The 23,551-nt window shown below is 69.7% G+C and carries 20 protein-coding genes and 1 riboswitch; of the genes, 4 read left to right on the plus strand and 16 right to left on the minus strand.

From position 1 onward, the window contains the following. Positions 1-42: 42 nt before the first annotated feature. Complete coding sequence (locus tag IT779_RS27730) at positions 43-1,431, plus strand: class II 3-deoxy-7-phosphoheptulonate synthase (protein WP_196152372.1); 1,389 nt, start codon at positions 43-45, stop codon at positions 1,429-1,431. Positions 1,432-1,445: 14 nt separating this feature from the next. Here the strand turns inward: IT779_RS27730 and pknB are convergent, their stop codons facing one another. Beyond that, positions 1,446-3,383 (minus strand): Stk1 family PASTA domain-containing Ser/Thr kinase, encoded by a 1,938-nt coding sequence (gene pknB / locus IT779_RS27735; RefSeq protein WP_196152450.1) that lies wholly within the window; start codon positions 3,381-3,383, stop codon positions 1,446-1,448. Positions 3,384-3,557: 174 nt separating this feature from the next. Between pknB and IT779_RS27740 the strand changes: the two genes are divergently transcribed. After that, entirely contained in the window at positions 3,558-3,926 is a 369-nt protein-coding gene (locus IT779_RS27740; RefSeq protein ID WP_196152373.1) for an Rv2175c family DNA-binding protein, read from the plus strand. A gap of 11 nt (positions 3,927-3,937) precedes the next feature. Here IT779_RS27740 and IT779_RS27745 read toward each other — a convergent pair whose 3' ends face one another. The 5 genes from IT779_RS27745 to IT779_RS27765 form a co-directional block, all read right to left on the minus strand. Beyond that, positions 3,938-4,903, minus strand: coding sequence for a phytoene/squalene synthase family protein (locus tag IT779_RS27745; protein ID WP_196152374.1), 966 nt, complete (start codon positions 4,901-4,903; stop codon positions 3,938-3,940). Continuing rightward, positions 4,900-6,591, minus strand: coding sequence for an alpha-(1->6)-mannopyranosyltransferase A (locus tag IT779_RS27750; RefSeq protein WP_196152375.1), 1,692 nt, complete (start codon positions 6,589-6,591; stop codon positions 4,900-4,902). Before IT779_RS27750 ends, IT779_RS27745 begins: the two co-directional genes overlap by 4 nt. A gap of 64 nt (positions 6,592-6,655) precedes the next feature. After that, positions 6,656-8,236, minus strand: a complete 1,581-nt coding sequence (gene crtI / locus IT779_RS27755) for a phytoene desaturase family protein (RefSeq protein ID WP_196152376.1) — start codon at positions 8,234-8,236, stop codon at positions 6,656-6,658. A 163-nt stretch (positions 8,237-8,399) separates the two neighbouring features. Next, positions 8,400-8,618: a hypothetical protein gene (locus IT779_RS27760; protein ID WP_196152377.1), complete on the minus strand. Its 219-nt coding sequence runs from the start codon at positions 8,616-8,618 to the stop codon at positions 8,400-8,402. Further along, on the minus strand, positions 8,615-9,700 hold the full coding sequence (locus tag IT779_RS27765; protein WP_332838994.1) for a polyprenyl synthetase family protein: 1,086 nt from the start codon (positions 9,698-9,700) through the stop codon (positions 8,615-8,617). The genes IT779_RS27760 and IT779_RS27765 overlap by 4 nt, the downstream gene beginning before the upstream one ends. Positions 9,701-10,065: 365 nt before the next feature. Here IT779_RS27765 and IT779_RS27770 point away from each other — a divergent pair, with 365 nt between their 5' ends. After that, the gene (locus IT779_RS27770; protein WP_332838995.1) at positions 10,066-11,034 is read left to right on the plus strand and encodes a methylenetetrahydrofolate reductase; all 969 of its coding nucleotides are present in this window, start codon (positions 10,066-10,068) and stop codon (positions 11,032-11,034) included. Positions 11,035-11,319: 285 nt separating this feature from the next. Here IT779_RS27770 and IT779_RS27775 read toward each other — a convergent pair whose 3' ends face one another. From IT779_RS27775 to IT779_RS27820, 10 genes are all read right to left on the minus strand, one after another. Next, on the minus strand, positions 11,320-12,465 hold the full coding sequence (locus tag IT779_RS27775) for an LLM class flavin-dependent oxidoreductase (RefSeq protein WP_196152379.1): 1,146 nt from the start codon (positions 12,463-12,465) through the stop codon (positions 11,320-11,322). Then, complete coding sequence (locus tag IT779_RS27780; RefSeq protein WP_196152380.1) at positions 12,462-13,271, minus strand: DUF1684 domain-containing protein; 810 nt, start codon at positions 13,269-13,271, stop codon at positions 12,462-12,464. Before IT779_RS27780 ends, IT779_RS27775 begins: the two co-directional genes overlap by 4 nt. Before the next feature lie 88 nt (positions 13,272-13,359). Beyond that, positions 13,360-13,650 carry a hypothetical protein gene (locus IT779_RS27785; protein ID WP_196152381.1) on the minus strand — a complete coding sequence of 97 codons (291 nt, stop codon included), beginning with the start codon at positions 13,648-13,650 and terminating at the stop codon, positions 13,360-13,362. A 99-nt stretch (positions 13,651-13,749) separates the two neighbouring features. After that, positions 13,750-15,651 (minus strand): dipeptide ABC transporter ATP-binding protein, encoded by a 1,902-nt coding sequence (locus tag IT779_RS27790; protein WP_196152382.1) that lies wholly within the window; start codon positions 15,649-15,651, stop codon positions 13,750-13,752. Further along, complete coding sequence (locus IT779_RS27795; RefSeq protein ID WP_332838996.1) at positions 15,648-16,526, minus strand: ABC transporter permease; 879 nt, start codon at positions 16,524-16,526, stop codon at positions 15,648-15,650. The genes IT779_RS27790 and IT779_RS27795 overlap by 4 nt, the downstream gene beginning before the upstream one ends. Continuing rightward, on the minus strand, positions 16,519-17,580 hold the full coding sequence (locus IT779_RS27800) for an ABC transporter permease (RefSeq protein WP_196152383.1): 1,062 nt from the start codon (positions 17,578-17,580) through the stop codon (positions 16,519-16,521). Before IT779_RS27800 ends, IT779_RS27795 begins: the two co-directional genes overlap by 8 nt. 1 nt (position 17,581) lies before the next feature. Then, positions 17,582-19,198, minus strand: a complete 1,617-nt coding sequence (locus IT779_RS27805; protein ID WP_408637804.1) for an ABC transporter substrate-binding protein — start codon at positions 19,196-19,198, stop codon at positions 17,582-17,584. A gap of 54 nt (positions 19,199-19,252) precedes the next feature. Further along, entirely contained in the window at positions 19,253-20,224 is a 972-nt protein-coding gene (locus tag IT779_RS27810) for an ABC transporter substrate-binding protein (RefSeq protein ID WP_196152385.1), read from the minus strand. 19 nt (positions 20,225-20,243) lie between these two features. Next, complete coding sequence (locus tag IT779_RS27815) at positions 20,244-20,951, minus strand: amino acid ABC transporter ATP-binding protein (RefSeq protein ID WP_332838997.1); 708 nt, start codon at positions 20,949-20,951, stop codon at positions 20,244-20,246. Positions 20,952-21,283: 332 nt separating this feature from the next. Continuing rightward, positions 21,284-22,288 carry an amino acid ABC transporter permease gene (locus tag IT779_RS27820; protein ID WP_196152386.1) on the minus strand — a complete coding sequence of 335 codons (1,005 nt, stop codon included), beginning with the start codon at positions 22,286-22,288 and terminating at the stop codon, positions 21,284-21,286. 183 nt (positions 22,289-22,471) lie between these two features. Continuing rightward, positions 22,472-22,567, minus strand: a riboswitch (SAM riboswitch). A 288-nt stretch (positions 22,568-22,855) separates the two neighbouring features. Here IT779_RS27820 and IT779_RS27825 point away from each other — a divergent pair. Continuing rightward, positions 22,856-23,548, plus strand: a complete 693-nt coding sequence (locus IT779_RS27825; protein WP_332838998.1) for a hypothetical protein — start codon at positions 22,856-22,858, stop codon at positions 23,546-23,548. Positions 23,549-23,551: the final 3 nt, after the last annotated feature.

Below are 23,551 nucleotides of genomic sequence, written 5' to 3' on the forward strand. Positions count from 1 at the left end.
CTCGGGGTATTCGATATGGTCGGAGGTCCGTATCCTGAATTCGTGAACTGGACCGTCGACGTACCCATCGACCGCTTGCCGGAACTGCCACCGTTGCCAGCCGAGCTGCGCGGGCGTCTCGACGACGCCCTGTCGCGGCCCGCGCTCCAGCAGCCGTCGTGGGATCCGGAGCAGGCGGCGAACATGCGCACTGTTTTGGAGAGCGTGCCGCCCATCTGCGTGCCCGCCGAAGTCGAGGATCTGCGAGCGCGCCTCGCCGAGGTGGCGCGCGGTGAAGCCTTCCTCATGCAGGGCGGCGACTGCGCGGAGACCTTCGCGGACAACACCGAACCGCATATCCGCGGCAATATCCGCACCCTGTTGCAGATGGCCGTCGTGCTGACCTACGGCGCGAGCCTACCCGTTGTCAAGGTGGCGCGGATCGCCGGTCAGTACGCGAAACCGCGTTCGGCCGACCTCGACTCGCTCGGCCTCAAATCCTACCGAGGCGACATGGTCAATTCGCTGGTCGCCGACGCCGACCTGCGCAAGCACGACCCGTCGCGGCTGGTCCGCGCCTACGCCAACGCCAGCGCCGCGATGAATCTGGTGCGCGCGCTGACCGGCGCGGGCATGGCCGACCTGCACCGCGTGCACGACTGGAACCGCGATTTCGTCGCCCAGTCGCCCGCGGGCGCCCGCTACGAGGCGTTGGCCGAGGAGATCGACCGCGGCCTGCGGTTCATGACGGCCTGCCGCGTCAACGACCCGAGCTTGCAGGCGGCGCGGATCTACGCAAGCCACGAAGCCCTCGTCCTCGACTACGAGCGCGCCATGCTGCGGCTCGGCGAGAACCCGACCACCGGCGAGCCCGCGCTCTACGACCTGTCCGCGCATTTCCTCTGGATCGGGGAGCGCACCAGGCAACTCGACGGCGCGCACATCGCCCTCGCCGAACTCATCGCCAACCCGATCGGACTGAAGATCGGTCCGAGCACCACCCCCGATCAGGCCGTGCAGTACGTGGAGCGGCTCGACCCGAACAACGAGCCCGGCCGCCTCACCCTGGTCTCGCGGATGGGCAACAACAAGGTGCGCGAGGTGCTCCCGCCCATCATCGAGAAGGTGCAGGCCACCGGCCACCAGGTCATCTGGCAGTGCGACCCCATGCACGGCAACACCCACGAGGCGTCCACCGGGTACAAGACCCGCCACTTCGACCGCATCGTCGACGAGGTGCAGGGCTTCTTCGAGGTGCATCACGCGCTCGGCACCCATCCCGGCGGCCTGCACATCGAGCTGACCGGCGAGAACGTCACCGAATGCCTCGGCGGCGCGCAGGACATCTCGGACCTGGATCTGAACAGCCGCTACGAGACCGCGTGCGACCCCCGGCTCAACACCCAGCAGTCGCTGGAGCTGGCCTTCCTGGTCGCCGAGATGTTGCGCTGATCCGAACCCGCGACTCAGGGCAGCGCCGTGAGGTTCACGGTGCTGCCCGGCGCGATCTTGCTGTTCGCACCGGGGCTCTGGCCGATCACCACGGAGTTGTCGGACGGCGTCAGCTGCTGGACCTGCACGGTCAAACCGAGGTTCTGGAGTCGCGCGCGGGCGTCGCCGACGCTCTGACCGACGACGAACGGCATCTTCACCGCGTTCGACACCACGAGCGTCACGCTGTCGCCCCGGCTCAGGGTGCTGCCCGCCGCCGGGTCGGTGCCGATGACCTGGTCGGCTTCCAACTGTTTGTCGTAGTCGGTGCGGGTCTCGCCCACCTTCAACCCCGCCGAACCCAGCGCCGACACGGCGTCCTCGGTGGATTTGCCGCGCACATCGGGCACCTTCACCGGCTGCGCGCCACTGCTGCGATACACCTTGACCTGCGCGCCCATCGGCAACACCGTCCCCGACGCGGGTTCGACCCGAGCCAGCGTGCCCTTCGGCGCCTGACTCCCGGTCTCGCCCGCGTCCACCGGTTGCAGGCCCGCGTCGCGGATCAGCTGGTTGACCTTCGACACCTGGTCGCCCACCGCGATCTCGGGCACCCGAGGTTTACCGCTGGACACCAGCACCGCGACCGTCGACCCCTTGCCGATCTTCGCGCCCGCGGACGGATCGCTGCCGACCACGCCGCCCACCGGCACCGTGTCGGAGGCCTTCTGCCTGATCTCGGTGTCGAACCCGGCCTCGCGTAATTCGGCCGTCGCCTGATCGGCGGTCAAACCCGCGATCGGCGGCACCGACTCGTATCGGCCGAAGCCGAGCCACCAGCCGCCGACACCGACGATCAAGGTCAGCACGGCCACGATCGCCACCCACACCAAGGTGGTGCGGCGGGTCTGTCGCGGATCGGGGGCGTAGGTCTGGAACGGTGTCGGCTGGCGCAGGCCGGTGGGCTGATCGGGCGGCCCGTAACCGTCGACGGGACCGTAATCGGGCACGCGCGGACGCTGCGCGGTCACCATCCTGGTGTGCTGCGCCGCATCCGGCGCGGGGGCCGCGTGCGCCTGCCGAACCGGCTCGGGGGCCGGTCGATAACTCGCGCTCACATGTTCGGCCGACTCCTGCGGCGCGGGCACCCGGTACGGCGGCAACCGCAACTCGGCCGCGATCGCGCGCAATCGCGCACCCATCTCGTTCGCGTCGGCGAAACGCCCCTCCGGGTCGCGTGCCGTGGCGTTGGCCACCAGCTCGTCGAACTCCGGCGGAATGCCGCCGATGAACCGGCTCGGCGGCGGCACGTCCTTCTCCACCCGCTGATACGCGATCGCCAGCGAATTATCACCGGTGAACGGCACCTGCCCGGTGAGCAGCTCGAAAATGAGCACACCGGAGGCGTACACGTCGCTGCGAGAATCGGCGCTGCCCGACATCACCTGCTCGGGCGAAAGGTAGGCGGCGGTGCCGAGAACGACACTGGCCGAGGTGGTACTGGCGGCCGCGACCGCGCGCACCAGCCCGAAATCGGCGATCTTGACCTCGCCGGAATCGGAGATCAACACATTCTCCGGCTTGATGTCACGGTGCACCAGACCCGCCGCGTGCGCCACACCGAGCGCCGCCAACAGCGGCTCGGCCACCGCCCGCACCGCGTGCGGCGGCATCGGACCGCGTTCGCGCAACAATTCGCGCAGAGTGCCGCCCTCGACCAGCTCCATGATCAGAAACGGAAACTCGCCGTCGACGCCCTGGTCGTACACCGCGACCAGCGAAGGATGTTTCAGTTTCGCGACCGCGCGCGCCTCGAATTCGAAACGCGACAGGAATTGCGGATCGGACGCGAATTTCGGGTCCATGACCTTGATGGCGACCGGACGATCCAGGCGCGTGTCCACACCGCGGAACACCATCGACATACCGCCGCGGGCAATCGGCGCGTCGATCCGATAGCGCCCCTCCAGCATCTGGCCGATCAAGTGATGTCCTCCGGCTTTTCCCGACAACGGTCGCCTGGGTGCGACCCCAACGATCGTAACCGTGCCCGGTCACGCGACCGGGGCGCGCGTCGAATGCGGCCTGTGTGTTCGACGGGGTGGGCGTGCGGACCGGCGCCGCTCGCAGCGACTAACATTGTCGGTGTGAGCGCATTTCCCTGTAGCGACGATGTCCTCGACGAGTCGGTTGTGTTGATTCCGCTGCCCGAAGTGGCGGACAGGCTCGGAGTTGTGGTGACTCGGGTGCATCAGATGTTGCGTGACCATCAATTGCTCGCGGTGCGTCGGGCGGGGATTGTCGGGGTGCCCGAGCGGTTTTTCGATGCCGATGGGGAGGTGGTGAGATCGTTGCCCGGGCTTATTACCGTGATGAAGGACGGGAAGTATTCGGACGAGGAGATTCTCGGGTGGATGTTCGCCGAGGATTCGTCTCTGCCCGGTGCGCCGGTTGATGCCCTGCATGGGCCGTTGGCGCGCGAGGTGGTGCGCAGGGCTGCGGCCGAGCCGTTCTGAGGGGGGCGGTGTCAGTGCTGGAAGGGAGTTTTGGCTAGTTCGGTCAGTGCTTTGCCCACGCGGTGGGTGTGGGGGACTGTGGCTCTCGTGTGGAAGATTTCGTAGTCGATTTTTTCTATTCGGGTGAGGATTTCGGCGTAGAGGGTGCTCGCGGTGCGGATTGCGGGGCGGACCGTGGGGTGTAACAGGGCCGTGCCGGGGGCGGCTCGGCGGTAGAGGTCGCGGTTCACGGCTATCAGGTGAGTCAAGGCGCGGCGGAGTTCTTTTGTGGTTTTTCGGGTTCGGTGGCAGTGGGTGAGCATGGGTTCGTCGACGCCGAAGGCTGCCAGGTCTTCGGTGGGGAGGTAGATGCGGCCTCGGTCCAGGTCTTCGGCTGTGTCGCGGAGGAAGTTGGTCAGTTGGAACGCTTCGCCCAATGCGGCGGCGGCGGGTTCGGCTTCCTCGATCGTGACGGTGGTGCCCAGTACGGGGAGTAGTTGCAGGCCGATGGCTGCCGCGGAGCCTCGCATGTATTCGCGGAGGTCGGTCATGGTGGCGTAGCGGGCGCGGAATCCGGGGGTGTCGGGGATGTCCATGCGCATGGAATCCAGGAAGGTCAGGAAGTGCGCGGTGTCGATGTCGTATCGGCGGATGGTGTCGGCGACGGCGAACAGGATATGGGGTGCGATGGGGGCGTCGGCCGAGGCGGTGGGTGCGGCGCCTTCGGCGATCATGGTGCGCAGGTGGTGTTCGACCAGATCCAGTCGATGTGCCGCGTGTGCGGCCGATTGTGCTTGCGCCGAGACGGATTCGGCATTGTCCACGATGTCGTCGACGCTGCGGGCGAAGGCGTACAGGGCGTGGACGGCGCGGCGGCGGTCGGGGGAGAGCAGGCGGGTCGCCAGGTAGTAGGTGCGGCCGTGTTCGGCGGCGACGCGCAGGCAGGTGCGGTATGCCTCGGCCGGGTCGAACGCGGGGCGATCTCGGGTCGAGGTCACGACCGGCTTGTGGCGGCGGCGGGGAGTTCGGTGGGTGCGGTGCGCAGGCGCAGCGGGTCGACCTTGCGCAGTGACAGCGCGGCCACCACGGCGACGAAAGTCGCGGCCATCACGTGCCAGAAGTTGTAGAGGCCGATGGAGCCGTCCGGTTGGAACACCAGCATCAGCCAGGTGCAGAGCCCGACCAGCGCCATGAGTGTGCCGGTGGACAGCGCGAATCCGGCGGCCAGCGCCAACGGCCACGAGTAGTACCAGGGCAGGGCTGCGGGGGACAGGATCACGATGGCGACGAAGGCGATGAGGATGCCGAGGACGGCTTCGCGTTCGCTGTGCCGGAAGCGCCACCACGTCCACGCCAGCACCGCGACCAGGGCGAGCGCGCACAGTGCGCGGGTGATCGCCAGGACCGGTTCGGTGCTGAGGGGGGTGATCCAGGTGACGGTGTGGGCCATGATCGTCGGCAGCGACAGCCAGTTGATGATCTTCTTCGAACCCGACAGCGCGGTGAGCCAGCCGATGCCGACGCCCGCGATGGCCGAGGCGGCGACGAAGACCGCCGCGAACACGCCGAGTCCGAGGCCCGCGATCTTGGCGAACATCATCGTCGGATGCGGCATGTCCTGGGAGGCGCGCGCGGCGTCGTCGTGTTCGGAGTCGGTGACCTGCGACGGGTCGAGTCCGGCGCGCTGGGCGGCGCGGCGTTCCTTCTCGTGCAGCATCCAGATCCACACCAGGAACGGCAGGGCGATGCCCGCTGTGGCCTTGATCGCGACGCCGATCGCGACCACCACGATGCCCGCCACGTGGTGCCGTTCCAGCACCAGCGCGATGCCCGCGCACATCAGGCCGACCATCAGCATCTCGTTGTGCACGCCGCCGATGAGATGGATGAGCACCAGCGGGTTGAGGACCGCGAGCCACAGCGCGACGGCGGGCTTGCCCCCGAGGTGTTTGGTGAGATACGGCACCGCCCACATCATCAGCGCGAGGCCGGGCAGCATCACCAGCCGCAGCGCGATCGTGCCCGCCACCACGTTGTCGCCGGTGATGGCGGTGATGGCGCGGCCGAGCAGCAGGAACACCGGGCCGTATGGCGCGGTGGTCGTGGTCCACACCGGGCTCACGTTGTCCAGCAGCACACCGGGATTCGCGACCGGGCCGACCTGGTAGGGGTCGAAGCCGTCGCGCAGCAGTGCGCCCTGGGCGAGGTAGGAGTAGGCGTCGCGGCTGAACATGGGCACCGCGAACAGCAGCGGGAAGATCCAGATGCCGACGATGGCGCGTAACTCGTTGAGCGTGACACCGGCGCCCTGGCGGTCGCCGAGTCCGATGGTGGTGCGGCCGAGGCGGACCCACGCGGTGATCATGAGCAGCACGCCGACCCAGATCACCATGGTGGACAGCGCGTAGCCGTGCCCGAATCGCAGCCAGGACAGGTGCATCGCCTCGAGCAGCGGATCGCGCCTGCGCACACTGCCCGCGCCGAGTCCGCCGAAGGTGATCATCACCGCGCCGAAGAATCCGAGCAGCGCGGCGTGTCCTTCCGGGCTGCGGGCGAAGTCGGCGTAGGTGTGCAGTCGGGAACGCCACCCGTCGGTGCTCGTGGCGTGGGTGGCGTCGGCGCTCGTCTCGCGCGGCGCCGTTGCTATGGATTCGGCGGTGTCGGCGCGCGTCTCGGGGGGTGGCATATGGTGTCGGTCCCCCCGGTAGGTCGTGCGGTCGCAACCGCGAGCGAATAGGTCGGCGATCAGTTTAATGGTTCGTGGGGAACCCTATCCCGGCGGCGCGTTCGGTGCGGTCCCGGCTGTTGTCCGCGCCGCCCGTCACCCGGTTCGCCGCGAGTTTTCCGGACAGCAGCACCGTTGGCACTCCGACACCGGGTGTGGTGCCGCAACCCGCGATAACCACATTGTCGCCCGCGGTCGGGAAATTGCGCGAGCGGAAGGGGCCTGTCTGCCGGAACACATGTGCGGCGGAGAACGGCGTGCCCGCGAGCATGCCCTGGTCGTGCCAGGTCCGCGGGGTGTCGAGGCGGTCGACGGTGAAATGCTCGGCGATGCCGTGGTAACCGCGCCGCTCCAGGACGTCGAGCAGTTCGCGCAGGTAGGCCGGACCGATGTCGGTCCACTCCAGCGGCGCGGAGTCCAGGTTCGGGCACGGCGCGAGCAGGGAGAACGGCTCGTGGGCGCCGTCGGGGCGGGTGATGAGCAGCGCGGGATCGGTGAGGGCGGGCCGTGTCAGCAGCAGTGACGGGTCGCTCATGAGTTTGCCTCTGCCGCGACCGGCGGCGATTTCGGCGAAGGTGCGCTCCCAGGCGGCGCCGAAGTCGATGGTGTGGTGCGCCTGGATCGGCCAGCGCGCGGCGATCGGGGCGGGGACGGTGCCGTGTGCGACGACCGCCGATGGGGAGGCGCGCAGTCGGCGGCGCCGGATGCCGAAGCGTCGCAGCGAGCCGAGGTCTGCGGTGAGCACGACGGCGTCGCAGGCGAGGGAACCGCCGTCGGCCAGCCGCACCCGGCGCGCGCGGCGGCGATGGAATTCCAGGCCGACCGCCTCGGTGTTCAGGCGCAGCGTCGCACCGGCCGAGGTGAGCGCGTCGGCCATGGCCGCGGCGACCGCACGCATCCCGCCCTCGGGGAAGTACACCCCGAGCGAGGTGTCCATGTGCGGGATCGCGCCGTAGACCGCGAGCGCTTCGGCGGGCGCGACGCCCGCGTACAGGGCCTGGAAGGTGAACAGCCTGGCCAGGCGCGGGTCGCGCAGGAACCGGTCGACGCGCGGGCCGAGCCTGCCGAATCCGCCGAGCCGCACGAGGTCGAGCAGCGCGGCGCGTTTCGCGGGGATCCGCACCATGTCCAGCGGCGAATCGAAGTTGGTGTCCATGAATTCGGTGAATTCGGCCCGGTAGACGCGGGCCAGCCAGTCGCGCAGGCGGCGGTAGCGGCGGGCTTCGTCGGGTCCGCAGGTGCGCGCGACCTCCTCGGCCATCAGGTCGGGGTCGGCGAAGACCCGGATGGTCGAATCGTCGGCGAAACGCGCGTGATAGCCGGGCGCGAGCGCGCGGATGCGCAGCGGCGGCGTGCAGGTCGAGCGGGTGTGCCCGACCGCGGCCAAGGCGTCGTCGATCAGTTCCGGCAGGGTCAGAACCGTTGCGCCGGAATCGATGTCGTAGTCGGGTCCGCGGTGGAACCCGACCCGCCCGCCCGGATGGTCGGCGCGCTCGAGAACCGTCACGGCGCGGCCGGATCCGCGCAGGTACAGCGCCGCGGCCAGACCAGCCAAGCCCGCGCCGACCACGACGACGTGCTCGGTCGGTCCCGCGACGGTTTTCATCAGAGCTCTCCTCGACGCCGTGCGCTCACCTCGGGGCGCGCGGAGATGGCCGGATATCGGGGCGGGGTTGCCGCCCCGATATCCGGCGCACCGTGGTCCTCGCGGCCCCGACGTGGCCGCATCGATGTCTCGGATGCGGAAGTATCAACTCCCGCAACGGATCTCATTCGTCGTCGGAAAACTCCTCGGTGAACTCCTCCACCGGTTCCGCGGCGCACGATCGCGGCAGCCGGATCGCGCGGCGGGCGGGCAGTCCGGCGCCCATGATCAACCGACGCTCGGTCTGGACGGCCGGGCGCCCGCGGCGCTTACCCGGTGTGCGAGGGGCAGGGCCGACGCCGACGGCGATAACGCGGTCGGCGGGTCCCATGACGGCTTTCATGCGATCCTCCTGGTCGCGGCCGCTGCCATCGCGCGCAATGTCGCTTTCGCGGTGGCAGTGGCCGAACTGGTTTCCAATGCGGCTAGGCCGCGTTCGGTGAGATCGGCGATGCGGTGTTCCACATCGTCGACGGCGCCGAGGTCGGTGAGCACGGCGCGTAGGCGTTCTACCTCGTCGGCATCCAGGTCGGTGCCGAGGCTGGTGCGCAGCAGTTTCGCCGCGTGCGGGTCGGTGGCGTCGGCGCGGCGCAGCGCCTCGGCCAGCAGGACGGTGCGCTTGCCCTCGCGCAGATCGTCACCCGACGGTTTGCCGGTGATCTCGGGATCACCGAATACGCCGAGCAGGTCGTCGCGCAACTGGAAGGCGATGCCGATATCGGTGCCGTACTCCCGGTAGGCCGCCACGAGTTCGGCGTCGGCGTCGGCGATGGCGGCGCCGAGATGCAGCGGGCGTTCGACGGTGTAGGCGGCGGTCTTGTAGCGGTTGATGCGCAGCGCCGCCGCCACCGATTCGTCGCCGCCCGCGTGCCCGGTGATGTCGAGCAGCTGGCCGCCGAGCACCTCGGTGCGCATATTCGCCCACACCGGGGCGAAGCGGGCGATGGCGGCGGTGTCGAGTCCCGAGGCGTGCACCATGTCGTCGGCCCAGGCCAGGGCCAGATCGCCGATGAGGATGGCGACGCTGGCGCCGAACTGCGCCGCGTCGCCCGCCCAGCCGCGATCGCGGTGGCGCTGCTCGAAGTCGACGTGCACGGTGGGGAAGCGGCGGCGGGTGCGCGAGGAATCGATGATGTCGTCGTGGATCAGCGCGCACGCCTGCACCAGTTCGAGCGCCGCGCACGCGCGCGCCACCGCGTCGCCCTGCGCGCCGCCGGGTTCGCCGCCCGCGCCCTGCCAGCCGATCCACGCGAACGCGGGCCTCGTCCGTTTGCCGCCGCGCAGCACGAACAGCCGCAGCGCCTCGGCGGCCTCGACGAAGATCGGCCCGAGCTCGCCCACCGCGGCCTCGCGCGCGACGAAGAAATCGTCGAGCGCGGATTCGATGACGGCGACGAATTCCGGGGACGCGAGTTTCGCGGGCACGACCGGGGTCGCCGAACCTGCCCCTGCGGTGTCGACGGTTCCGTTGGTAACCGCCGACGGGGCGCGCGTCGGGGTGCCGGGTCCGGCGGACAGGGGAACCTCCAGGTGGTTCGGTGCTGGTGCGCCCGGTGAGCGCGGTGTGCGGCGATCGGTTTCGTCGTGCTCGCCACGGGCCCGTCGAAGCGCGCGCCGATACCTCGACCGAGGTCGATAACGGTGCGTGCTGAGCGGGCCGCCGCGAGGATACTGCCCAGTTGTCCACGATACGCGGGCCCGCGTAGGCGCCCGCGATGCGGTCCCCGTTCCGCGTCGTGGCCCGCGACGTGGCGGGCCGACACGCCGGACCCGGCCTCTACACTGGGGCGGTGACTTTCGATTCCGCGCCGTTGCCGGACGTCTCCGCGACCCCATCGGTCGTGTCGCGTCTGCGCTCGTATTCCGGTCCGGCGGTACCGTTTTCGGTCGAGTTCAACCCCCCGCGCGACGCGGCGGGCGAGGCTCGGCTGTGGCGGGCGGTGCGCGAGTTCGAATGCATGCGCCCCGCGTTCGCGTCGATGACCTACGGTGCGGGCGGAAGCACCAAGGACCGCACCGTGCGGGTCACCGGCGACCTCGCACGTGAGACCACATTGTTACCGGTGGCGCATCTGACGGCGGTCGGGCACAGCGTCGCGGAGCTGCGGTCGCTGGTCGGGGCGTACGCGGACTGCGGGATACGCAACATCCTGGTCCTGCGTGGCGACCCGCCCGGCGATCCGCTCGGCGCGTGGCACAAGCATCCCGAAGGGGTGGAGTACGCCGAGGAACTGGTGCGGATCGTGCGCGGCCTCGGCGATTTCCACGTTGGCGTCGCCTCGTTCCCGCAGGGCCATCACCGCTCGCCCGACCTGGAACACGACACCCGCTACCTGGCCGCCAAACTCCGCGCGGGCGCGGAGTACTCGATCACGCAGATGTTCTTCGACGTGGAGCACTACCTGCGTCTGCGCGACCGGATGGCGGCATTCGACCCGGTCGAGAGCGTCAAGCCGATCATCCCGGAACTCATGCCGATCACCTCGCTGCGCACGGTGGCGCGGGCCGAGGAACTGTGCGGGCGCCCGCTGCCCGATCCGGTGCTGCGGCGGTTGCGGCAGGCCGCGGGCGACGGCCCCGAGGAGAATCGGGCCGCGGTGCGCGCCGTCGGTATCGATATCGCGACCGAGATGGGGCAGCGCCTGATCGAGGAGGGCGCGCCGTGCCTGCACTTCATCACCCTGAACTTCGCCAAGGCGACCAGCGAGGTGCTCACCAACCTGGGATACGGGGTCACCGCCACCCCGATCAGCGCCTGAATGCGCGGGTGCTGAGCCTACGCAAGCTCCGGTTCGTCACGATTCAGGAATTCAGGGCGTTTCCGAACAGCCGGTGTGGCTGAGCCCGGTGTGGCCGAACTCGTGGCGGCGCGGGCGCATGGTGCGGCCGAACGCGGCGTTCGAGAAGTCGGGATTTCCGGCCCGCGTGGCGCCTCCGAGCATGGCGAAAGTCGGAAGTCAGCGGCGGGTGGCGCGTGCGCGGCATGTGATCGGTCGTGTGTCCGTGGTCCCCGGCGGGCGGCCCGCCGCCCGCCGCGGACCGGGTCAGGCGGCGCGTGCGGTGCGCAGGCCCCACGCTTCGGCGAGCAGTCGGTAGGACTCCAGACGGTCGGCGTGGTCGTGGGTGATGGTGGTCACCAGCACCTCGTCGGCGTCGGTGACCCGCTGCAGTGCCGAGAGCCGTTCCACGACTGTGGCCGGTGCGCCGACGAACTGGGTGTCGAGCCGGTCCTGGATCAGACCCCGCTGCTCGGGGGTGAGCGGCGGGACCGAGTTCGGCGCCGGGTATTCGGTCGCGCCGCCACCGCCGCGGATGCTGTGCACCCAGTGCCCGTAGCCCTCGGCGTGCGCGCGTGCGGTCGCGTCGTCGGCGGCGACCACCGCGTCGGCCGAGATCACCACGTACGGTTCGGCGAGGAAGCGGGACGGGCGGAACGCCGCGCGGTAGGCGTCGACCGCGTCCAGCGAACTGCCCGGCGCGACGTGGTAGGCGGCGGCGAAGGGCAGTCCGAGCCTGCCCGCCAGCGCCGCGCTCTCCCCGCCGGAACTGCCGAACAACCACACTTCGACCTGCGCGCCCTCACCGGGGACCGCGTGCAATGCGGTGCCGTCGGCGGTGGTGAAGGTGCCATCGAGCAGCGCGATCACCTCGGCGACCTGGTCGGCGAAAGGCGGCGCCTTCGCGCCTTCCGGGATCAGCGCGTCGAGCGCGGCCACGAAGCGGCTCGCGTCGGCGAGGCGGCTCGGGTCGAACGGCGGCGGCACGACCACACCGTCGCGGACGATGTTCTCGGTGCGGACCGGCGGCCGCGCTCGATCGGACGCGGGCGCCTTCAGCGTGTTCAGTTGCGCGCGCCGATGCGCCGAACGCCCGAGTCCGAGATCGAGTCGGCCTGGATGGAAGGCGTCGATGGTGCCGAACGCCTCGACGATCGCGGCCGAGGTGTGGAACCCGGCCTGCACGGCCGCCGAACCCACCCGTATCCGCTTCGTCGCCGCGGCGACCTGCCCGATCAGCGTGATCGTCGAGGAACTGGCGACCGCGACGAAATGGTGTTCGGCCAGCCAGTACCGGTGGTAGCCCCAGTCCTCCGCGTGCCGCGCCAGGTCGACGGAGTTGCGCAGCGCCTGCCTCGGATTCGACCCCGCGCTGACCGGCGCGAGATCCAGGATCGATAGTGGCACGCTCATGAGCGACCGCCGAGCAGCGCCGGATCCTGTTCGCCCGCTTCGATGGCGATGCGCAACCGGTTCTGTTCCGGCGCGATCGGGCAGGTCGCGTAATCGGTGAACGCGCACGGCAGATTCACCGCCCGGTTGAAGTCGAGCACCACGGCGCCGTCGTCCTCGACCGCGCCGACGGTGAGCGCGCGCGCCGCGGGATAGGTGGTGACCCCGCTGGTCGCGTCGGTGAACAGCACCCGCAGATCGTCCGGCGTGCCGAACGCGACGAACCGCTCGGTCACCGAGTTCACCGTGAACTCGATGACGCCGACCGCGCGGTGATGGTGTTCGAGCCCGTCCACGACCGCGCCGGTGGTGACGGTCCGAGCTTCCTCGAACGCCTCGAAACGGCCCGTGACCACCCAGCGCGGATCGGGCGAGTAGGCGGGGACGCCCGTGAACTCGCGCAGGTTCGCGGCCGCCGGATCGTGGACGCGCACCGCGTAACGCCCGGTGCGCCGGATCACCTCCAGCACCCTGCCCTCGTGACGCACGTGTAATCCCGGCGCGCCCTCCGCGGGTAGCAGGATCTGCACACCGGCGATCCGCGTGCCGTCGAACTCCAGCCGGTCCGCGGGCTGTGCGGTGATGAACACCTTGTGATCGGTCACCCACCAGGTGCCGGGCAGACCGGGCACGCGATCGGGACTGTCGGTGAGCCAGTGCAGTCCGGTCAGCGAGAGGAAACCGAGGGGATCGCGCAACGCCTCCTCGCGATCCCGATGCCATTGCGCCCATTCGGTCTCGAAATGCGGTGCGGTGGTAGTGGTCATGACGCTCTGGCTCCTTCGTCAACAGTGGGGGACTCGACGGCGGACCGCGCGGACGCGCGGTGGTGTGTCGGCTGTGTCGGCTCCGGCATCAGAGCGGTCCGTTCCACTCGATGAGGCGGGCCGCCAACGGGCCCGCGCCGCCCGCGAGGTCGGGGGCGAACGGTGCGGTGGGATACCAGTGGAATTCGGCGCGCTCCACCCGGGCCGTGCAGCGCCGCAGCAGGTTGCGTAGCCACGCCGCCGGACCGACCGCTCGGGAGCTGTCGGCAGTGAGCGGTGCCGCATCGGGCCAGTCGGGGCTTGTGATCGAGCCGAGTGCGCGGGCCACGTGTTCGGCGTGCACACCGGGTGTACTGCGCCTCGTGGCGGAATCATGCATCGGAGTAACCCCTTTCGTGAGGCACAGGTCGATCTGGAGTCGTGCCGTCCATTTCTCGGACCGACAGGTGCCCGAGGGCGGCGAGGACAGCGGGAGCGTTCATCGGGTCGCTCCCTTCGGGGTGGGGATGGCGGCGAGCAGTTCGCGGGTGTAGGCGTGTTCGGGGGTTTCGAAAATGGCCGCGGTGGTTCCGTATTCGACTATTCGGCCGTGGCGCATGACGGCGACTCGGTCGCTGATGCGGCGGACCACCGCCAGGTCGTGGGAGATGAACAGGTAGCTCAGGTCGAGTTCGGTCTGGAGTCGGTCGAGCAGGTCGAGGATCTGGGCTTGGACCGAGGCGTCGAGTGCCGAGACCGGCTCGTCCAGGACCAGCAGGTCCGGTCGCAGGGCGAGGGCGCGGGCGATGGCGACGCGTTGGCGTTGGCCGCCGGACAGTTCGGCGGGGCGGCGGCGGGCGAACCGCTGCGGGAGCGCGACCTGGTCGAGCAATGCGTCGACGCGTTCGCGGCGTTCGGCGGCGGTGCCGATGCCGTAGGCGCGCAACGGTTCCGCCACGATCCGCTCGACCCGCCAGCGCGGATCCAGTGAGGCGTAGGGGTTCTGGTAGACGATCTGGAAACGTCGGCGCAGCGCGCGCAGTCGGGCGCCGCGCACACCGTGCACGGGTTGCCCGTCGAAGGTGACGGCGCCACCGTCGGGTTCGGTGAGGCGCACCGCGATGCGCGCGGTGGTCGACTTGCCCGACCCGGATTCGCCGACCAGCGAAAGGGTTTCGCCGCGTGCGAGGTCGAAGCCGACGTCCGCGACCGCGGTGATCGCGTCGCCGCCGCGCACCCGGAACCGTTTGCGCACGCCGGTCAGCGACAGCAGCGGCGGGCCGTCCTTGCCGCGCGCGGGCCGGAAGCCGTCGAAGGGCGCGAGGCTGGGGGAGGCGGCGAGCAGTTTCCTGGTGTAGGGGTGGCGCGGTTGCGCGAGCACCGTCGAGGTCGGTCCCGATTCCACGATCTCGCCGCCGTCGAGGACAACGACCCGGTCGGCGCGTTCGGCGGCGATCGCCAGATCGTGGGTGATCAGCAGGACGGCGGTGCCGCGCGCCGCGGTCTGCTCGGCGAGGCGGTCCAGGACTCGGCGCGCCACCGTGGCGTCGAGCGCGCTGGTCGGTTCGTCCGCGATCACCAGATCCGGTTCGGCGATCAGTGCGGCCGCGATGAGCACCCGCTGCCGCTGCCCGCCGGACAGCTCGTGCGGGTATTGCGCGGCCCGCAGTTCGGGACGGTCGAGTCCGGCGTCGGCGAGCAGTCGCACCGCCCGCTCGCGCGCACTACGCCGGTCCGCGAGCCCGTGCACCCGCAGCGTCTCGGCGACCTGGTCCCCGACCCGGCGCACCGGGTTGAGCGACGATCCAGGATCCTGCGGAACGAATCCGACACGCGCCCCGCGCAGCGGCCGCACCGCCCGCTCGTCGGCGATATCGACGGCCCGACCGTCGAACTCCACAGCTCCGCCGACGATCTCGCCCGCCGCCCCGAGCAGCCCGATGATCGAATGCGCGAGCGTGGACTTCCCCGACCCGGATTCCCCCACCAGCGCGACCACTTCCCCGCGCGCGATATCGAGCGAGACACCGGCCAGCACCGGCGTCTCCTCCTCGACGCCGCGATACCGAACCCGCAACTCCCGCACCCGCAACAGCGGCCGCGATCCGATGCCGACGCCATCGGTGAACCTGTCGGCGTCGGTTCGGTGGTGCGCTCGCGCCTCCTGCGGCGATCGTGAATATCGCGGCGACGGTTCGCCGGGGCCGTCGGCGGACGTGTCGTCGTCGATCCGGAGGTGCTGTCGATGCGCACCTTCATGCGATGAATGTGCCTGTTCCGCAGGTGATTCAGCGGCGATGCCCGCGGCGACGGGCTTCGGTGTGTGTCGCGACGAGCGCGGCGGCGCGGTGTGTGATTCGGTGGCGGTGTCGGCGTTCGCACCGGGGGATGGGCGGGTCATTCGACGCTCCTTCCTACGGCGCGGCCGAGGCGTTGGGTGGCCAGGACGACGGCGATGATCACCAGGCCGGGCATGGTGGTGAGCCACCAGGCCGTGGCGAGGTAGTTGCGCCCCTCGGCGATCAGCGAACCCCACTCGGGGGTGGGGGGTTTCGCGCCGTAGCCGAGGAAGCTGAGGGCGGAGACGGCTAGTACGGCCATGCCGAATTCGACGGCGGCCAGCGCGACCACGGGCTGATACGAATTGGGCAGTATGTGTCGGGTCAGCACGGCGTACCAGCGCACCCCGCTCGCGTGCGCGGCCTCCACGTAGGCCGCCTCGCGCACCCGAAGCACTTCCGAGCGCATGACCCTGGCGAAGTTGGCGACCAGGGAGACGCCGACCGCGATCGCCACATTGCGGGTGCCGAAGCCGAGCGCGGTGACCAGCGCCAGCGACAGCAGCAGCGACGGGATGGACAGCATGACGTCGACCACGCGCATGACGGCGCTGTCGATGACGCCGCCCGCCGCGCCCGCGAGCAGTCCGAGCATGGTGCCCGCGATCAGCGCGATGCCGACGGCGGTCAGTGTCGCGGTGAGCGAGAGGCTCGCGCCGTGCACCATCCTGGTGTAGAGGTCGCGGCCGATGTTGTCGGTCCCGAACCAGTGTTCGGCGCTCGGGCCGCGCAACTTCTGTGACGGCGTCCCGGCCAGCGGGTCGCCGCTCGCGAAGACCGACGGCAGCAGCGCCCAGCCGACGGCGAGCAGCGCCACCGCGCCGGAGGCGACGAGTCCGGCGTTGTCGAGCAGCGCCCGCCACCGTGCGGGGCGGCGCGGCGCGGTGCGGTCGCGGGTGTCCTTCTCCTCGGCGCGCACACCGATGACGTCAACCACGCGAACCCACCTCCACTACCCCCGCGCTCGCCTCGGCCCTCGCGTCGCTCTCGAACTCGCCGCCCGCGCCCTTCTCGGCCTCGGCGTCCTTCTCGACTCCGGTGAACCCGCCGCCGCGCGCCCGGCCGGCGATGCGCGGGTCGAGCAGCGGATAGAGCAGGTCGACCGCGAGATTCACGGTGACGAACACCAGCGCGGTCACCAGCACGATGCCCTGAACCACCGGAATATCCTGGGAGAGCACCGAAGCCTGGGTGATCCTGCCCAATCCTGGCCGGGCGAACACGGTTTCGACGACGACCGAGCCCGCGAGCATATTGCCGACGAGCACACCGGCGATGGTGAAGGTCGGCACGCTGGCGGGCCGCAGCACGTGGGTCCGCTGCACCCACAGGCGCGATCCGCCCTTGGCCCGCGCCACGTCGACGAACGGTTGTCGCCAAGTCGATTCCAGGCCCGCGGAGAGCACCTGCGCGAGGACGGCGCCGATCGGGATCGCCAAGGTGAGCGCGGGCAGCACGGTGCCCGCGAACCCGCGCCCGCCGAACGCGGGCACGAGCCGCCAGTGGAACGAGAACAGTTGCAGCAGTAGCAGTCCGGTCCAGAAGGTCGGCACCGCGACACCGAGCGACGGCAGTCCGGCCAGGGTGTCGCGCAGCCAGGGCCGCCGGGTGTAGGTGGCGGCGAAGGCCAGCGCCACCCCGCCGAGCACCGCGAACAGCAACGCGAGCCCGGCGAGGGCGAGGGTGTCGGGCGCGGCGTCGCCGATCGCGCCGGTGACCGTCTGGCCGGAGGAGATGGAATGGCCGAGGTCACCGCGCACGGCGTGGCCGAGCGCGGTGCAGTACTGCTCCCACAGTGGCCGGTCCAGCCCGTAGCGCGCCTGCAATTCCGCGACCGCGGCCTTGTCCACCGGTGTGCCCGCGCCGCCCGCGTCGGCCGCGATCGACACCGGGTCGGCGGGCAACAGGTAGAGCACGACGAAGGAGATGGTGAACGCCGCCCACAGCACCCAGATCGCTTGCAGGACGCGCAGAGCCAGATACCGGGCCATATCAGCTCCCGCTCAGCCAGGTGTCGAAGAACTGCAACCGCGCGGACGCCTCGAATTTCAGGTCGTGTACCTTGCCCGCCGCTCCGATGGCCTGGGACAGTTCGACGGTCGGAATCCACAGCCCCTCGTCGAGGATGGTGCGCTGCGCGGTGCGGATCAGTTGGGTGCGCGCGGCCGCGTCACCGGCGCTGAGCTGATTGTTCAGCAGATCGTCGAGGGCCGGGATGCGTTCGCGCGCATTGAGGTTGCGTCCTTCCACGCTGAACGAGGTGCGCAGGATGTCGCCGTCGGCGCGAGTGGAGTTGTAGTAGAAGGTGTCGAAGTCCTTGGAGTTCTGCCGCGCGGTGGTCTCCGCCGTCGACACCAGCTCCAACTTCAGGTCGACGCCGACTTGCCGCAACTGCTGCTGCACCAGTTCGAGGATGGCCTGGTTGCCTGCGAACACCTGGCTGAAAGTGACGCTGAAGGACAGTTTTTCGCCGTTCTTGACGCGGATGCCGTCGCCGCCGGGAACCCAGCCCGCCCGGTCGAGTGCCGCGCGCGCGGCCGCCGGATCGTAGTTCAGCTTGCTCGACAGGTCCTCGTATCCCGGTGTGGCACTCGCGAGTACGCCGGTCGCGGTCTTGAACTGCGGGCCGAGGACGGTGTCGACCAGCTGTTCGCGGTCGATCGCGGGCAGCAGCGCCAGGCGCACGGCCGGATCGCGCAGCGGACCGCGCGTCACATTCGGCTGGAATCCGAACGGCACGCCCGGATTCGAGGTGCTGAGCAGCCGACCACCGGTGGCCTCGATCTGGGGCACGTCCTGGGGCAGCGCGTCGCTGATGGCGTCGAGCTGGCCGGAGGCCAGACTGCCGGTGCGCACCCCGGATTCGGGGACCACGGTGTATTCGATGCGGTCGAGGTAGGCGGCGCCCTCGTGGGCGAAGACCTTCGAACCCCACGCGTAGTCGGGCCGTTTGGCCAGGGTCGCCGAGGCGTCCTGGCGCCAGCCGGCGTAGGTGAAAGGCCCGCTTCCGATATTGTCGCCCGCGCAACGCTGTTCGGCGGGTTTCGCGACGGTGGCGTCGGCCTGGATGCCGAGCTGCGAGGTCGAGGACGCTTGCAGGAATTGCGCATTCGGCTTGCTGAACTGCACGCGTGCGGTCAGCTTGTCCACCGCGGTGGTCGCGACGTAGTTGGTGAGGTAGCTCGAGCCGAGCGGCGACTTGCCGGAACCGAGTTTCACGATCGAATCGAAGTTGCGCCGCACGGATTCCGCGGTGAGCGGTGTGCCGTCGCTGAAGGTGACGCCGTCCGCGAGCTGGAAGGTGAAGGTCGTCGCGTCCGGGCTGACCTCCCAGCTGCGGGCCAGCCACGGCTTCAACTCGCCGGTCTTCGGATCCTGGTCGGTCAGCGAGTCGACGATCTGTCGGGTCACGTAGATGGTCTGGTTGGTTCCCGCCTGCGCCGGATCCGAGCAGGTCGGCCCCTGCGAGAGTCCGTAGCGCAAGGTGCCGCCGGGGCGCGGCGGTCCCGCGTCGCCGCCGCTGCCTGCCGTATCGCTGCCGCAGGCCGCCAGACTCGCGGCCGCGGCGACGGCGGCGGCAACCGCCGCGATGCGATGGCGGGATCGGATCACTGTGTCACTCCAGGTGTTTCGGTCGGTCGAACAGGTCGGTTCGGTGGGCTTTCAGCTCTTCTTGGGCAGTCCGGGCGGGTTGATCCGCGACGCGGGCAGCGCCTCGGTGTCCAGGCCCCAGCGGTCGATGACCTTGCGGTAGGAGCCGTTGGCGATGGCGTGCTCGATGGCCTGGTGGATCGGGCCGATCAAGCCGTTGTCCTTCTTGGTGAGCACGCCGATCTCGCCCTGCAACTGCTCGCCCGCGCCGGAGAAGGTGCCGACGATCTTGGTCTGCTTCGCGGTGGCGACGTGGTAGATCGCGGTCGGATTGGGGCCGATGTAGCCGTCGAGGCGATGCGAGGCGAGCGCGAGGTAGTAGTCGCTGGTCTGCTGGAAGTAGGCGATGTCGATCGCGGGCAGGCCGTCGGCGCGGTTCTGCTCGCTCCACTTCACCAGCAGCTGTTCCTGGTTGGTGCCGCTGCCGACGCCGATCCGCTTACCGGCCAGGCTCTTTCGATCCTTGTAATCGATAGAGCTGTCACTCGGCACCTCGAGCGCGACGGTGTCGGTGCGGTAGGTGGCGAAGTCGTACTTCTCCTTGCGCTCCTCGGTGACCGTGACGTTGGAGATGAACGCGTCCACCTCGCCGGAATCGATCCGCACGAAGTTCTGCGACCAATCCGACACCTGCACGACGAGTTTCAAACCGAGGACATCCGCGACCAGCGAGGCGAAATCGACCTCGGAGCCGACGGTGGTCTTGTCGTCGGTGGCGTAGAAGCGCAGCGGCGGCGCGGTGCCCGACGATCCGGTGACCACCAGCGTGCCGCGGTCGCGGATCACCTTGGGCACCCCGGCGGCGATGGCGTCGACCTTGTCGGTGTGCACGCGCCCGCTCTGCTCGGGCGTCAGATCGAATGCCACCGCACCGTCCGCGGGTCGCACCGAGGACTCGGCCTCGGGATCGGAGCAGGCGGTGGCGAGCAGCGCGACCGCGAGGGCGCCGACCAGCGGGGCGAACTTCATGGAGAACCTGTTCATCGTGCGCATGTCCTGGCTTTCAGCGGACCCGGGCCAGGAACGCCCTGGTCCGGGAGTGGGAGGGGTGGTCGAGAACCTCGGTGGGCGGACCCTGTTCGACGATCGCGCCCGCGTCGATGAAGACCACCGTGTCGGCGATCTCGCGGGCGAAGCCGATCTCGTGGGTGACGATCACCAGCGCGGTGCCGCCGTCGGCGAGATCGCGGATCACGTCGAGGACCTCGCCGACCAGTTCCGGGTCGAGCGCCGAGGTCGGCTCGTCGAACAGGATCACGCGCGGCCGCAGCGCCAGCGCCCGCGCGATCGCGACGCGCTGCTGCTGCCCGCCGGACAGCCTGCGCGGATAGGCGTCGGCCAGTTCGCCGATGCCGACCCTGGTGAGCAGTTCGCGCGCCTCGCGTTCCACCTCGGCGCGGTCGCGGCGCTGCGCGGTCAGCGGCGCCAGCGTCACGTTCTGCAAGGCGGTCAGGTGCGGGAACAGGTTGAACTGTTGGAAGACGAAACCGATGCGGGCGCGCTGCTTGCGAACCTCGCTGTCGCGCAACGGATACAGCACATCGCCTCGAATCCGGTAGCCGATGAGCTCACCGTCGATGCGCACGGTGCCCGCGTCCAGGTCCTCGAGGTGGTTGATCACCCGCAGCAGGGTGGATTTGCCTGACCCGGACGGGCCGATCACCGTGACCACCTCACCGGGGCGCACGGTCAGGTCAACACCGCGCAACACTTCGTGCGTTCCGAAAGTCTTGTGCACCCCGCGTACTTCGATCGCGGGCTGCTCGCGTCTCGGGTGCTCTGTCGCCGCCTGCGGATCCGCCGATCGCGGGGCCGCCGGTACTCGTACTGCCGCCTGTTCGGCTGCCGGCTGTGGGTGCACTGGAAACCGGTTCGCCGTCAGCTGGGTCGCCGCCTGCGAGTTCGCCACCTCCGGGGCCGCCTTCGGTTCGAGCGCCGCCTGTCCATGTGCTGCCCGTCGGGTTGCCGCGTGCTGTGGCGCCACCTGCGGGGGCTCCGCATGCTGGAGCGCCGCTGTCCGGTTCGCCGTCGATTCGGTCGCGGTCATCGGGTCGCTCCTCGCGGTGTGGCGATCTCGCCGAGCCGGTCGCGCACCCGCCGCCACGGGGTCGGCGGCACGTCCCGGCGCGTGCCTTTGGCGTAGTGCCGTTCGATGTAGTACTGCGCGACCGACAGGATCGTGGTCAGCACCACGTACCAGAAGGTGGCCACCATCAGCAGTGGCACCACCCGCCCGTTGCGGCCGTAGATCACCTGCACCTGGTAGAAGAGCTCGGCGATCGCCATCACCGAGACGATCGAGGTGCCCTTGAACAGGCTGATCACCTCGTTGGTCGCGTTCGGCAGGATCGAGCGCATGGCCTGCGGCGCCACCACCGTGCGGAACTGGCGCAGGCGTGGAATACCGAGCGCCGCCGCGGCTTCCAGCTGCCCTTGATCGACCGAGATGAGCCCGGCCCTGATGATCTCGGCCGAATACGCGGCCTGGTGCAGGGCGAGTCCGATCACGGCGGCGGTGAATCCGCTGATGACGCCGTTCACTTCGAACCGGAAGAACGCGGGCCCGAACGGGATGCCGACCGACAGCGTCCGGTACAGGTAGGCGATGTTGAACCAGAACAGCAACTGCACGATCAGCGGGATGGACCGGAAGGCCCAGATGTAGGTCCACGAGATGACCTTGAGCACCGGGTTGTCCGAGAGCCGCGCCACCGCGAGCGCGGTGCCGAGCAGGAAGCCGAGCGCGGTGCCCCACATGGTCAGTTCCAGGGTGATCTTCAGCGAGGTCAACACCGATCGCGCGGTGAAGTACTGCGCGAAAGTGCCCCAGTCCCACCCGGGATTCGTGGCCAGGCCGTGTGCGAACTGGGCGACCACCACCAGGGCGAGCGCGGCGACCACCCAGCGCACCGGATGCCTGCGTTTGGCGATGCGCAGATTCTCGGTCGAGCTCTCAGGCTGATCAGCGGGGTCGTCCGAGCCGGAATCGTCCGGGGCGGCGCGGCCCGATCGAGCGGGCGGGGCGTCGGGTGCGGGTGGCGCACTCATGATTCATCCTTCGACAACTACGAAACGCGGCCGTCGCCGAGGCGGCGACCACCTCACCCGGCCAGCGTCGGGTGGCACGATCTGGCTTCGCGGCGACCGCGACAGCCGGTGGAGGTGATGCGGCAGTTGTCGACATGGCGGCGGGCCCAGCGAATGCCGCTTCGGGAGATGATCACGTCGGTTCCTCCATCGATCCCGGCGGAAGCACCCGTGTCCGGCGTCGCCGAAGGGTTGCTGCGACGTCGACGAGCCAGGTCTCTCGGTCGCTCTGGATGGGCGGGGCGGCCCGTGCGTCGCGGTGCGGGCACACGGGGTCGAACCCGAAACATCATGCGAAGCGCGAGGTCCGCGCGACAAGGGTAGAAATCAGCATGAGCGCAGGTCTTTCCGTCGCGGCCGGCGCGGACGACAATTCCGGTCGGAAGTTGCCCTCTCGCGCGTTCTGGCCGCGCGCGAGAGAGCGGGCCACGCGACGCGCCGAGAAGTTGCCAAATCGTAAATCGGCTGTTGAAAGCGTTAGCGGTAGTACCGTCCTCCTCGTTCGTGTCGACGATGAGGAGGTCTGATGTGACCGTAGTGCGCCGTCTCACCACATGTGCAGCCGTCGCGACCGGTTCGGTCGCCGCCGCGTTCGCGCTGTGCGCCCCCGCCCACGCGGCGCCCGCGAGTGCGGACACCCCCGCCGCCGTGGCGGGCCCCGGTGATCTGCTCGGGGTCTACCAGTCGAATCTGGAGGCGCTCAAACAGTTCGGCATGGACCCCTTCGCGTATCCGACCGCGGCGGCCTTCTGCGACGACGCCTCGACCATGGGCATCGTGCCCGCTGTCGCGGGCGCGGTGCCGGGCCCGTGGCCCAAGACCACGGTGAACATCCCCGGCGTCGACCTGACCGCCGTCCGCTCGGGACAGACGATGTTCACCTTCGTGCCCTACGGCGTCGCCCCCGACAACTCGGCGAACTCGGGCATGCAGGTCGCCTGGATCAACGTGAGCAACGGCCGCACCGGCGCCGCGAACATGGGCCCCATCGGCGACGTGCTCGCCGCCATGATCCCGCCGCAGGTGCCCGCCGAAGCCAGACCGGCCGCCGCGAAGGCCATCCAGGACTTCTTCCTCGCCGCCCTCCCCGTCGGCGGCATCCGCGCGGTCCCCGTCGACACCGGTAAGGGCACCGTCCTCGCCGCCGTCTTCGGCTCGGTACGCAACGGGAACAAGACCTGCTACTTCCTGCCCACCGTGGGGATGACGACCGTTCCGTGACGG

The sequence above is a fragment of the Nocardia bovistercoris genome, from assembly GCF_015674855.1.
GTDB classification, from domain to species: domain Bacteria; phylum Actinomycetota; class Actinomycetes; order Mycobacteriales; family Mycobacteriaceae; genus Nocardia; species Nocardia bovistercoris.

Bases quoted from the DNA above. Each gene is read 5' to 3' on its own strand.
- pknB (WP_196152450.1), bottom strand. From the start codon at position 3,383: ATGCTGGAGGGGCGCTATCGGATCGACGCGCCGATTGCCCGCGGCGGT.
- IT779_RS27750 (WP_196152375.1), bottom strand. From the start codon at position 6,591: ATGCCACCCCCCGAGACGCGCGCCGACACCGCCGAATCCATAGCAACG.
- crtI (WP_196152376.1), bottom strand. From the start codon at position 8,236: ATGAAAACCGTCGCGGGACCGACCGAGCACGTCGTCGTGGTCGGCGCG.
- IT779_RS27760 (WP_196152377.1), bottom strand. From the start codon at position 8,618: ATGAAAGCCGTCATGGGACCCGCCGACCGCGTTATCGCCGTCGGCGTC.
- IT779_RS27775 (WP_196152379.1), bottom strand. From the start codon at position 12,465: ATGAGCGTGCCACTATCGATCCTGGATCTCGCGCCGGTCAGCGCGGGG.
- IT779_RS27780 (WP_196152380.1), bottom strand. From the start codon at position 13,271: ATGACCACTACCACCGCACCGCATTTCGAGACCGAATGGGCGCAATGG.
- IT779_RS27785 (WP_196152381.1), bottom strand. From the start codon at position 13,650: ATGCATGATTCCGCCACGAGGCGCAGTACACCCGGTGTGCACGCCGAA.
- IT779_RS27790 (WP_196152382.1), bottom strand. From the start codon at position 15,651: ATGACCCGCCCATCCCCCGGTGCGAACGCCGACACCGCCACCGAATCA.
- IT779_RS27800 (WP_196152383.1), bottom strand. From the start codon at position 17,580: ATGGCCCGGTATCTGGCTCTGCGCGTCCTGCAAGCGATCTGGGTGCTG.
- IT779_RS27810 (WP_196152385.1), bottom strand. From the start codon at position 20,224: ATGAACAGGTTCTCCATGAAGTTCGCCCCGCTGGTCGGCGCCCTCGCG.
- IT779_RS27820 (WP_196152386.1), bottom strand. From the start codon at position 22,288: ATGAGTGCGCCACCCGCACCCGACGCCCCGCCCGCTCGATCGGGCCGC.